We start from the raw sequence: 12,064 nt of genomic DNA, 5'->3' as shown, positions 1-12,064 counted from the left end.
ATTAAAGCCCTCGCTCTTTGATCCAGGTTCTGACTTTCTGTCCTTCTTGAAGCCCTGTTACTCCAGACGTTGCGATTAAATCACCATCTTGTAATCCAGCTAATACCCGCCGCTTATCATCTAACTGAACAGCAACCTTACTAACAATTCCCTGCTCATCCACTTTCCAGACAAATGTCTTATCACCTTCAGTTAAAATGGCACGCCTTGGAATCGCGCCTGTTCCACCACTCGGGATAGACACTTTGACATGGCCAGCCATACCTGGCAGTAAGTTATAGCCTTGTGGGCGCTCCATGAATAATGTGACTTTGTAACTATTGGTCTTTTCATCCGCTTCGGTATCAATTTCTTTGAATTGAGCGCCAAAGACTTGATCAGGAATGGTATCGAACGTTACCCGAGGATCACGGTCGAAGTCACTTTTATGCTGAAAACGAGCAAAGAGTTGATCTGGAAGCTGGAAGGTAACATTAATGAGGCCTGCACTTTGAATATGCATTACGGGCTGTTTGGCCGCTATATACTCAAAATTTTCGACCAAAGAGAGTGATAATGTTCCGTCATAAGGCACAATCAAGCTAGCATAATTTAGATTCGCTTTGGCTTTATCCAAATCGGCCTTGGCTTGATTCAGTTCAGCCTCTGAACGGTCAAAATCCAATTCCGAGACAAAATTTGTTTTTAGCAGTTCCTTATCACGCTTATATTGCACATACGCTAATTCATAATCGGCTTTAGCCTGCTCTAACAATAATTCCAATTCATCAGTATTAAGACGAGCAAGCACATCTCCCTTTTTGACAAAATCGCCAGGGTGAGCATCAACTTTTTTCAGCTGCCCTGAAACCCGAAACGCCAAAACGGCTTTATCGCCCGCTTCAACGACTGCAGGAAATGTACGAAAAGTTTCATTATCACCAACAGAAACGGCTTCAAGCTTAACTGGTCTAGATTCAGGCTCAGGTATTTCAACTTCCTTGTCGCCACACCCCTGAATGAACAGGGATAGCATAGCCGTGGCTAAAATAACGCGTCCCATAAAACCCTCAATTATTTGTTTTTGTTCTCTTTATACTTATTGAATATCGCTACATATGGCTATGTAGCGATGTATCTCCATCTGTGGTTATCATAAAAAAGCACCACAAATTAATAACCTAGTTACACTATAGCCCACAAACTGAGACTAATTTTCGAACAAGCACAAAAAAACAACCAAAAACAGTTTATTAAATAAGAAAGTCAACCTAACAAAGTCTTCTGAATGGGGTGATAGTGTAAAGAAGCATTTCAAAACAAATCAGAGAATAGGGATTAAATTTGGGGTATTTTGGAATATTTGTGCGGGGATTAGCTAACACTGAGGTTTTTTCAGGTGATAATTATAAAGCTAAAAAAACAAAAAAGGAGCCGAAGCTCCTTTTATCCATTTAATTTAAGTGAAAGAGTTATGCTTTTTCGATTTCAGCAATTTTTACTTTCCACGTATCCGGGCCAGTTTGGTGCGCGTTAACACCTTCAGCATCAACAGCAACCGTTACTGGCATATCTTCGACTTCAAATTCGTAGATCGCTTCCATACCAAGATCTTCGAAGGCGACTACACGTGCTTTTTTGATCGCTTTCGCAACAAGGTAAGCCGCACCGCCGACTGCCATTAGGTAGACCGCTTTATTCTTTTTAATTGACTCAATCGCTGCAGGTCCACGTTCAGCTTTACCAATCATGCCGGTAAGGCCTGCTTTCTCAAGCATCATATCGGTGAACTTATCCATACGCGTTGATGTTGTAGGGCCAGCAGGGCCGACAACTTCATCACCTACCGCATCAACAGGGCCTACGTAATAGATAAAGCGATTATTGAAATCAACAGGGAAATCTTCGCCTTTCGCTAGCATGTCTTGAATACGCTTATGCGCAGCATCACGACCCGTTAAAATTTTACCTGAAAGTAAAACAGTTTCTCCCGAACGCCACTCTTGAACATCAGCTTTTGAAATCTCGTCCAAGTTCACACGTCGAACACTTTCACCGACTTCCCATGTTACTTCAGGCCAGTCTTCCAGTTTTGGTGGCGTCAATTCAGCAGGACCTGTGCCGTCAAGCGTAAAGTGCACATGGCGTGTAGCTGCACAGTTAGGGATCATGCACACAGGTTTTGAAGCCGCATGAGTCGGTGCCGTTTTGATTTTAACGTCAACCACTGTTGTTAAGCCACCAAGGCCCTGTGCACCAATACCTAACTTGTTCACGCGATCGAAGATATCTAGGCGTAATTTTTCTTCTGCTGTTTCCGCGCCGCGCTCTTGCAGTTCATGGATATCAACCGACTCCATGAGTGACTCTTTTGCAAGCACTGCCGCTTTTTCTGCTGTCCCACCAATACCTATGCCTAGCATGCCTGGTGGACACCAACCTGCACCCATTAACGGTACTGTTTTTTCTACCCACTCAGCCACATCATCAGATGGGTTCAGCATTACCATTTTAGTTTTATTTTCAGAACCGCCACCCTTAGCAGCGATTTGAATTTCAACCTTATTACCTGGCACCATATCAATATGAACAACAGCAGGCGCGTTATCTTGGGTGTTCTTACGCGCTCCCGCCGGATCCGCTACAACAGAGGCTCGTAACGGGTTATCGGGATTGGTGTATGCTTGGCGTACACCCTCATCAATCATCTCTTGTACGGTAAGATCGCTATCCCACTGTACATTCATGCCAATCTTAACAAAACACGTTACGATTCCCGTATCCTGACAGATCGGACGACGCCCTTCCGCTGACATACGTGAATTAATCAGAATTTGAGCAATGGCATCTTTTGCTGCTTGGCTTTGCTCTTTGTTATAGGCTTTTTCAAGTGCCTGAACAAAGTCTAGCGGGTGGTAATAAGAAATATACTGCAGCGCATCTGCTACACTGTTGATCACATCTTGTTTTTGGATGACGGTCATAAAGCCCTCGTTGATTTATTATCATTCCATGGCGCCCGATTTAATGCTTCCAATGTAAGGTGTGATTCACGATTAGTACGCCTGTATGTAGGGAAATGCACAGGGTAAAAACGTAACCACGCGGCCATGATCCTCATGGCTATTCTCCGTTAACCATTGTTTCTATGTATCCAATAAAAATAATGGCCAAAGGACGTCCTTGGGCGTCGTATTAAATTCTGCGTTTATGATACTCTTGCGGACAATTTCGCGCCATGCGCCAATCGTACACCTGTCACAAAAAAGAAAATGATTTGTAAATCACATCCAAAATTGACTATTGAACAACTCAATTACACTAAAGACGCTTCGTTAACGTGGTTTAAACCGTTGGCGGGCCTGCCTTGGGCTATGATATTACGCTCTGCGGCATCAGATCACCCAGATAATCGTTTTGATATCTTGGTTGCTGATCCTTTAGCCACTTTAGAGACACAAGATGAAATAACTCGTATTAAATTTTCAAATGGTGATGAAAAAACAAGCACCAATGATCCTTTCGAGTTAGTAGAAGAAACTCAGCAAAAGCTGTTACCCACGATTAACCCTATCAAAGATGTACCCTTTTTAGGTGGCGCTGTCGGCTATTTTGCTTATGACCTAGGTCGTCGTGTTGAAAATATTGCACTACTCGCAGAACACGATCTCGCAACAGCAGATATGGCAGTCGGCATTTATGATTGGGCATTGATTGCAGACCACCATACCCAGCAGCTTTATGTTATATCCCCGCACGGAAGTGAACGCAAAACCTGGCTTGAAAAACAACAAAAAGCGTATTATTCCAAGTTGGAAAAAAACGCGCAGCAACAATCTGCTTGCTTTGCATTAACATCCAAGTGGGCTGCAAATATGAAAAAAGCCCAATACTGCAACAAGTTTGATCAAGTTCAACAGTATTTACTCTCAGGTGACTGCTATCAAATCAATCTTGCACAGCGTTTTAGTGCTCACTACAAGGGTGATGAGTGGGAAGCATACTGCCATCTTGAGCAACATAACGGTGCACCGTTCTCTGCTTTCATTCGAACCAATGACAGCAGCGTATTGTCAGTCTCGCCAGAACGTTTTTTGCAACACAGCAACGGGCGTATTGAAACGAAACCAATAAAAGGCACCCGCCCACGTTCAAGTGACCCTGAACACGATGCTGAGCTAGCTAATGATTTACAAACAGCAGAAAAAGATCGCTCTGAAAATTTGATGATTGTCGATTTATTGCGTAATGATATCGGTCGCGTTGCTGTACCAGGATCAGTCCGCGTACCGCATTTGTTTAATATTGAGAGCTTTCCTGCCGTTCACCACCTTGTAAGCACAGTGACAGGCGAACTTGAGGCGAAATATAGTCCAACCGACCTCCTGCGTGCCTGTTTCCCTGGTGGATCGATTACAGGCGCACCCAAAATTCGTGCAATGGAAATTATCGAAGAGTTAGAACCGCACCGTAGAAGCGTTTACTGTGGCAGCATTGGCTATATTAGCCGTTGTGGAAATATGGACACCAGCATTACCATTCGAACACTGGTTGCTCATCAGCAGAAGATCCATGCATGGGCTGGTGGAGGTGTCGTTGCTGACAGCCAGGCTGACAGTGAATACCAAGAAATACTGGATAAGCTAAGTAAAATATTACCAACGCTAGAATAGATGAATACGTTAGCTACCCAAGCTTTTACTTAATAAAAGCTTGGGTATCATTAACTTTGGTGTTTAAAGAACGGCCAAATATCGATGTTAACTATACAGACTGAAATGAAAATTCATCTTAAGAATATATTTCAACAGCTATAGTTACTATATGTAAAACAGCAAGCTTTTACGCTATGGACAGTTTATGAGCGACCAGCAACAATTTATTACCCGTTTTCTTTTAGCACCTCAGGCTAAGTACGATAGAAGCCATACAACACGCATACGCCAGCATATAGAACCTTCTAGTACCTTAAAGCAAGCTGCTGTACTTATCCCTCTCGTCCCACGTAACGATACATTTAATGTCGTCTTTACTCGTCGTGCTCAGCACTTAAAACACCATCCAGGACAAGTCGCCTTTCCCGGAGGCCGCTTTGAGACTGAAGACATTGATTTAATTGAGACAGCACTACGAGAGACACGGGAAGAGACTGGTATTTTATGCAACAGAGATAGTATTATTGGGCAGCTTCCTCAACTACCGACAATCAGTGGTTACATTGTAACGCCATATTTATCGACTATCTCTCCTAACTATAGGCCAGTACTCGATCCAAACGAGGTCGATGAATTATTTGAGGTACCCATTGACTACTTATTAAACCCAGTGAATATGCGGACACAAAGGTTCACTCTTTCGGGGACCAATCATAATATTTATTCAATTCCATTCAGCAAATATTCAATTTGGGGTGCTACAGCTCAAATGCTAAAGGTACTGTCTAAACAGCTTTGGTATTAATAAACCTAATGTGACACGCTATTTTCCCTAATATTACCCCCTTCTTTAGTGTGATCCAGATCACCTTTAATTGTATTGCAATTCCAAGTGATTACATAACGGGATCTTGATCAAAGTTTTCCTGCAAGAAATCGTGAAAATGCGCCCCGTTCCGTAATTTCCGTTCCGTAATTAACTCTGGATATATAATCATGCAAACATCTACAAGCACTGCAGCGACTACAACTGCAAAAGCAGGATGGACATACAAAGACGTTACTTGGGCATTATCGCTATTCGGTACTGCTGTAGGCGCAGGCGTTTTATTCCTTCCAATTAAAGCTGGTGCTGGTGGCTTCTGGCCGTTAGTTATTCTTGCACTGCTTGCTCTTCCAATGACATGGTTCGCTCACAAAGGCTTAGCACGCTTTGTTCTTTCTGCGAAGAACCCTGATGCAGACATCACAGATACTGTTGAAGAACATTTTGGTAAATCAGGTGCGAACCTCATCACTTTTGCTTACTTTTTCGCTATTTACCCAATCGTTTTAATCTATGGTGTTGGTATCACTAACACGGTTGATTCTTTCATGGTTAACCAGCTAGGTATGGAATCAATTCCACGCTGGTTACTATCTGGTGGTCTAATCCTTGCGATGACTGCTGGCGTAGTATTTGGTAAAGAGCTAATGCTGAAGGCAACTTCTGCAATGGTTTACCCATTAGTATTCGTTCTACTAGCACTATCTCTATACCTTATCCCTGAGTGGAATGCGTCAATGGTATCTGTGAGCCCAGACTGGAGCACAATGCCTTCTGTAATCTGGTTAGCAATTCCAATTATCGTATTCTCATTCAACCACAGCCCTATCATCAGCCAGTTCTCTAAAGAACAGCGTCGTATCTACGGTGACAATGCAGTACAAAAAACTGACATGATCACTGGTGGTGCAGCGATGATGCTAATGGGTTTTGTAATGTTCTTCGTATTCTCTGTTGTTCTGTCTCTATCTCCAGAGCAGCTTGCAATGGCACAAGAGCAAAACATCTCTGTTCTTTCTTACCTAGCTAACGAGCACGACTCAGTACTGATTTCTCTAATGGGTCCAATGGTTGCTTTCGCAGCGATTACTTCTAGCTACTTCGGTCACTTCCTAGGTGCTCAAGAAGGTCTAGTTGGCCTAATCAAGTCTCGCTCTAACATGCCTAAAGGCAAGATCGAGAAAATATCTCTAGGTTTCATCGTTGTAACTACTTGGATTGTTGCGGTAGTTAACCCAAGCATCCTAGGTATGATTGAAACAATGGGTGCACCGATGATTGCGGCAATCCTATTCCTGATGCCTGTATTTGCGATGAACAAAGTTCCAGCAATGGCTAAATACAAAACATCTACTCCAGCTCAGATTTTCACTGCGCTATGTGGTATTGCGGCGATTACATCTGTAATCTACGGTGCACTATAAGGTTGTATATCACTCAAACAGTGATAAACAGCTATGATGAGTTGTTATTGTAAGAAAATGTGCTACAACGCATAGTCTTCTGAGACAATTCACGTAGAATAGACGCTACTAAAGAGCAGGACGCGAATGCCCCTGCTCTTTTGTTTTTTTAGCTCGCCAAGGAAGGGGCGAGAATGATAAAAACTATACAGTCTGGTGGTAGCAAGATCGCTTCCTAAGGCTGAGGTACTACGTAATGATCAGTGTTTTTGATATCTATAAAATTGGTGTGGGTCCTTCCAGTTCGCACACTGTTGGTCCAATGAAAGCAGGTAAAGAGTTTATTGACGACTTGCGTGCCATGGGCAAGCTACGTGATGTGACTAAAATTACCGTGGATGTTTACGGTTCACTTTCTCTAACCGGCAAAGGTCACCACACAGATATCGCTATCATCATGGGCCTTGCGGGCAATAGCCCTGAACATGTTGATATTGACAGCATTCCTGGCTTCATCGCTCGTGTTGAAGAAACTGAGCGCCTACCTGTAGGCATGCACTGCCATACAGTCGAATTCCCTCGTGATGGCGGTATGAACTTCCATACTACGAACCTTCCACTTCACGAAAACGCTATGACGATTCGCGCTTGGGTTGGCGATGATGAAGCATACACAAAAACGTATTACTCGATTGGCGGTGGTTTCATCGTTGACGAAGAAAACTTCGGCAAGCCTGCTGAATCTACAGTTAAAGTTCCGCACATGTTCACAACAGCTGAAGAACTTGTTAACGCATGTAAAGACAGCGGCCTTTCTGTTAGTTCGTTAGTTATGGCTAACGAACGTGCCATGAACGCTGAAGAAGAAATCAATACTTACTTCTCAAACATCTGGAAGACCATGCGCGAATGTATGGAACGCGGTATGAATGAAGAAGGTATTCTGCCTGGTCCACTTCGTGTGCCTCGTCGTGCAGCAGCACTTCGCCAACAGTTAATGACCACAGAAAAACTAAGCAACGATCCAATGACCGTTGTTGACTGGGTGAACATGTACGCATTTGCTGTTAACGAAGAAAATGCTGCAGGTGGACGTGTTGTAACAGCACCGACTAACGGTGCATGCGGCATCATTCCTGCTGTTCTTGCATACTACGACAAGTTTGTTCAGTCTGTTGGTCCTAAAGAGTACACGCGCTATTTCGCTGCATCAGGTGCTGTAGGCGGCCTGTACAAGCGTAACGCTTCAATATCTGGTGCTGAAGTTGGCTGTCAGGGTGAAGTTGGTGTTGCTTGTTCTATGGCTGCTGCTGGTCTTGCAGAATTGATGGGCGGAAGTCCTGAACAAGTTTGCATGGCGGCTGAAATCGCAATGGAGCACAACTTAGGTCTAACTTGTGACCCAGTTGCAGGTCAAGTACAGGTTCCATGTATTGAGCGAAATGGTATTGCTGCTGTTAAGGCAATCAATGCTACGCGTATGGCACTACGTCGTTCATCTGACCCACGCGTATCACTAGATAAAGTTATCGAAACAATGCTAGAAACCGGCAAAGACATGAACGCAAAATACCGCGAGACATCTCAGGGTGGTCTTGCAATTAAAGTAATCTGCTAAGATTTTTACTTTAAAATAGAAAGCTACTCCACTCGGAGTAGCTTTTTTTATGTCTACGATTCTGTCTTGAGACAAGCTATCTACCATTATTAAAACGCACCACTGGCGTTATGTAATAATTGTTCAATGTCTTCCGCCAGCGCGTCACCGCATTGCAGCGTCGTAACCCATGAAATAGGGATACCTTGCTGATCACCAAAACCATAGCAAGCGCCAGCCATCGCACCAACTAAGATACCCCGTCCACAGCTATCACCAGCAACTAGAATATTGTTAATAATCGCTTCAGTGTAACTGCTACTATTTTGCAGAATCCATGCAGCCATCGGTAAGCTATCACTTAAGTGACAAGCTTGATTGACGATAGCAAGGACATGACTGAGATCGTTAACATCACCACTGAGTACCCGTACTTGCTCGATTTTTTCTTGTATTGCCTCTGGCGATTTTACTTTAAGTACATTTAAAGCTGGTTCCATTCGCCGAGATCGCAACGCTTCATTCAGTGCACTAGCAAAAGCTTTTGCGCAAGCAATGGCCATCTCATTTTGATGAGTAATACCAACGACTCGCTCAATTTCATTCTCTAGCTCAACCGATGACATTTTCAAAGCCACTAATGCAGGTACTGCACATAAGGCAGGGTTTTGATCATCATCGCTGCCAGAGTCATCTGGCCAATCGTCCGGCTCCATCGAAAATAATGTCAATAGTAATGCTTTGGTTGGGCTGTCGACATAACCCATAAAATCGCCACCAGGACCAAAGTACTCAAGTATTTCATGCTGTATTGTTCGAGTTTCTATACCTGGTTGCGATAACAGCCGTGTATACAAAGCTAGCCACTCACCATAGGTCGTCAGCTCTCCTGCGGTTAGTTTATCATGGGCATAATACCCATCGACCCCTTGATAATGCTGGGCATCAGGCTCTATGAAAGGAAAGTGTGGTAGCGACTGTAATGACTTAACGCGCTCAGACGAGTAGATCCAATGTGTCCCCATACTCGCGGCGTCTGCCACCAGCGCGCCCATAAGTGCAGCATAACGTTGTGACATCTCTTATTCCTTCCTCGACAGAAAAGTATGCAATAAGCTTATACTAATAACGTTAGTTCAAACCATTTACCGTAAAGAAAGCAAAAGCAGGAATTTAAGACGTAAAAAAGCCCGCAAAAGTTGCAGGCTTTTAAATTCAGAGCGGTAATTCAGAGGCTTGCTCGGATTACCTCGCCTCAGTAAAACATTAAGCAGCCGCTTTTAAGCTAACTTTGTCTTTCTTTAGCTCGCCAACAGGCAAAATTGTACGGCCGTACTCATTGTTCAGTACCTGAGCCATTGCAAAGTAAATAGCACTTGCGCCACAGATAATACCTTCGAAACCAGCAATTGTACCGATCAGCGTGCTACCAGTGAAATCGCGTGCTGCTAGTAGGAAGAACAGTACGGTTAGTGAACCGAATACAAACTGTTTAGCACGTGGGTAGCATAAAGAACCGATAAACATGAAGCCTGTAAAAATGCCCCATAGCAGAAGGTACCAACCCATGAAGCTAGCTGGACTGGCAGGAAGACCCATGTAAGGCATAACAAGAATACCAACAAGTGTCAGCCAAAATAGGCCATATGATGTAAATGCCGTCGTACCAAACGTATCACCACGCTTAAAGCACATCATACCTACGATAACTTGGCTCAAACCGCCGTAAAAAATACCCATAGCTAGGATCATAGAGTCAATCGGGAAAAAGCCCGCATTGTGGATATTCAAAAGGATGGTAGTCATACCAAAACCCATAAGACCAAGTGGTGCTGGGTTAGCTAGTTTCGTAGACATTTGTTCCCCTACAGGAGTAATTCAAAAAAAGTTACAAACATTAAAATTTGGATGCATGTTCAGTGCGCGGCGAATTCTAAAGGATGATGCTAGGCAAATCAATCCAAAAACAGGGTAAAACTCAACCAAAATCAAAAAAAGTCAAAATAAACACCCAAGATGTAAAGAAAACAAAAGACACAAACTGAACATAAGTGTAATTAAATGTAAGTCATCTTTGACGTACTACACCTTCAAAAGTATTACACACCTAAAGATTCAAGGACTTAATTCAACAATGGGAAAAATGATATTTAATAACTTTTCATATTTCAAAAAAAAGCAGCCGATGGCTGCTTTTTAATCGAAAAACGTTGTTAACGCTTAAACGCGTGTTTTACATTAACTCGACATCTTGATCCTCAAGTTCATCGACACTGTTTTCCTCACCCGCCGTTATCTCTCTATGCTGTTCAGCAACAGGAGATGCAGGTAATTCAATCGGTGGAACGTTCATTTCTGGTTCACGGCTAACCTCTGTCAGTCGCTTTAATTGCGATTGAAGCAAAGAGATTTGCTCATTCTGTTGATTGATCAAGGTTTCGAGCAGAGCAAGCTGATCGTCTGCCTCATTACGCTTAAGTTGCTTTGAAGCAATCTCGTATTTGCGTCTTGCGATTGTTACGTCTTCTTTAATTCGCTTTGCCTGTTGAGACAGAGGGATATCACGTAAGTCATCATCTTTTAGCGCTAATGAGATATTCAGTAGGTTACCTTCAAGCTCTAAAATAAAACTTTCGTACTCATCACGGCTTCGATCACGCAAACTTTTTACTTCATTCGCTATATGCTCTGCATGCGCTAGTTCAAATTGAATCGCTGACACCGTTTGGTTTATGGCATCAAAAGCACGAGGTGAGTTATCAATGAGCGTTTTACCACTCGCAATCTCAGCTTCAACTTTTGCATAACTCAACGGTGCGTAATAACGTACATCATTACGACGTAATTCACGGAGCGCATCTTCTTGGGGCAAAATATAAATTCGCTTAATTACACGTATTTCTAAACTATGTGCTCGAGATAAAAACTCAATTTGATCTTTTTTAGCATCACTAACATCACCGCGAGCAATTGAGTTAAAAAGCCGTGCATAAAAGCGGTTCAATCGAACAAATTCACTTCTGTAGTGTTGGTTTGCATCAATAGAATTAAGATACGCTATTTGCGTAATCGCAGGGGCTAAAACATCGTCTGCTACCCGCTTAAAATACTCCAATTCTTTGTGGTTACTTTTAACAACGGCGATATCTTCATAAAAGCGATCTATGTAAGTTGTTGACGAAAATAGCGAGACACTCTGTAATGCCATTTCTGGTTTTTGCTGAATGTCTTTAAACAATAGGTCGGCTTTTTGCCAGCTCACCATCATGAGATCATACTTACTCGGCGAATAAATTCGTAACGATTCAGCTTGAATCAGTTGATCACGCCACTGCCGATGTACATTTTCCGCTGTTTGTAAGATAGTTTCTGAGTTAACTTCATTTTGAGCACCGCTTTCATTACCAGGGGTACTTCCGCATCCACTGAGTAAAGCCGCTAGCAAGATCAGCCCGACAGCTTTCCCTGTAAACTTCATATATCGTGTTCCAATTTTTCTATATTTATTCTGGTTATAGTGTATCTGACTCATTAACCGCAAAAAAGTTCAGGCATCGACTTCGATGCCATTCTAATCAAAAACTGACATTAGCAGAATCAAAAC

9 protein-coding genes are annotated in these 12,064 nt (G+C 42.9%); 4 read left to right on the top strand and 5 right to left on the bottom strand.

Annotation, left to right across the window (positions count from 1 at the left end):
- Nucleotide 1: 1 nt before the first annotated feature.
- Together L4D09_RS10530 and L4D09_RS10525 are read right to left on the bottom strand one after the other, a co-directional pair.
- Complete coding sequence (locus tag L4D09_RS10530) at nucleotides 2-1,042, bottom strand: efflux RND transporter periplasmic adaptor subunit (RefSeq protein ID WP_428457464.1); 1,041 nt, start codon at nucleotides 1,040-1,042, stop codon at nucleotides 2-4.
- Nucleotides 1,043-1,451: 409 nt separating this feature from the next.
- The gene (locus tag L4D09_RS10525) at nucleotides 1,452-2,963 is read right to left on the bottom strand and encodes a fumarate hydratase (protein ID WP_428457463.1); all 1,512 of its coding nucleotides are present in this window, start codon (nucleotides 2,961-2,963) and stop codon (nucleotides 1,452-1,454) included.
- Nucleotides 2,964-3,251: 288 nt separating this feature from the next.
- Here L4D09_RS10525 and pabB point away from each other — a divergent pair, with 288 nt between their 5' ends.
- The 4 genes from pabB to L4D09_RS10505 all read left to right on the top strand — a co-directional run bounded on the left by pabB (nucleotide 3,252) and on the right by L4D09_RS10505 (nucleotide 8,481).
- Nucleotides 3,252-4,652 (top strand): aminodeoxychorismate synthase component I, encoded by a 1,401-nt coding sequence (gene pabB, locus L4D09_RS10520; protein ID WP_428457462.1) that lies wholly within the window; start codon nucleotides 3,252-3,254, stop codon nucleotides 4,650-4,652.
- A gap of 187 nt (nucleotides 4,653-4,839) precedes the next feature.
- A complete protein-coding gene (locus L4D09_RS10515; RefSeq protein WP_428457461.1) occupies nucleotides 4,840-5,439 on the top strand; it encodes a CoA pyrophosphatase in 600 nt (199 codons plus the stop codon).
- Nucleotides 5,440-5,630: 191 nt separating this feature from the next.
- The gene (locus L4D09_RS10510; protein WP_428457460.1) at nucleotides 5,631-6,884 is read left to right on the top strand and encodes an aromatic amino acid transport family protein; all 1,254 of its coding nucleotides are present in this window, start codon (nucleotides 5,631-5,633) and stop codon (nucleotides 6,882-6,884) included.
- Nucleotides 6,885-7,119: 235 nt separating this feature from the next.
- Complete coding sequence (locus tag L4D09_RS10505) at nucleotides 7,120-8,481, top strand: L-serine ammonia-lyase (RefSeq protein ID WP_428457459.1); 1,362 nt, start codon at nucleotides 7,120-7,122, stop codon at nucleotides 8,479-8,481.
- Between the two features lie 89 nt (nucleotides 8,482-8,570).
- Here the strand turns inward: L4D09_RS10505 and L4D09_RS10500 are convergent, their stop codons facing one another.
- From L4D09_RS10500 to L4D09_RS10490, 3 genes are all read right to left on the bottom strand, one after another.
- Nucleotides 8,571-9,539 (bottom strand): ADP-ribosylglycohydrolase family protein, encoded by a 969-nt coding sequence (locus L4D09_RS10500; protein ID WP_428457458.1) that lies wholly within the window; start codon nucleotides 9,537-9,539, stop codon nucleotides 8,571-8,573.
- 187 nt (nucleotides 9,540-9,726) lie between these two features.
- Complete coding sequence (locus tag L4D09_RS10495; protein ID WP_428457457.1) at nucleotides 9,727-10,317, bottom strand: acetate uptake transporter; 591 nt, start codon at nucleotides 10,315-10,317, stop codon at nucleotides 9,727-9,729.
- A gap of 376 nt (nucleotides 10,318-10,693) precedes the next feature.
- A complete protein-coding gene (locus L4D09_RS10490; protein ID WP_428457456.1) occupies nucleotides 10,694-11,938 on the bottom strand; it encodes a hypothetical protein in 1,245 nt (414 codons plus the stop codon).
- Nucleotides 11,939-12,064 lie beyond the last annotated feature (126 nt).

Source organism: Photobacterium makurazakiensis, from assembly GCF_050336715.1.
In the GTDB taxonomy this organism is placed as follows: domain Bacteria; phylum Pseudomonadota; class Gammaproteobacteria; order Enterobacterales; family Vibrionaceae; genus Photobacterium; species Photobacterium makurazakiensis.
Note: the sequence above shows the minus strand (reverse complement) of the source record. Positions and strands in the feature narration are given on the sequence as shown.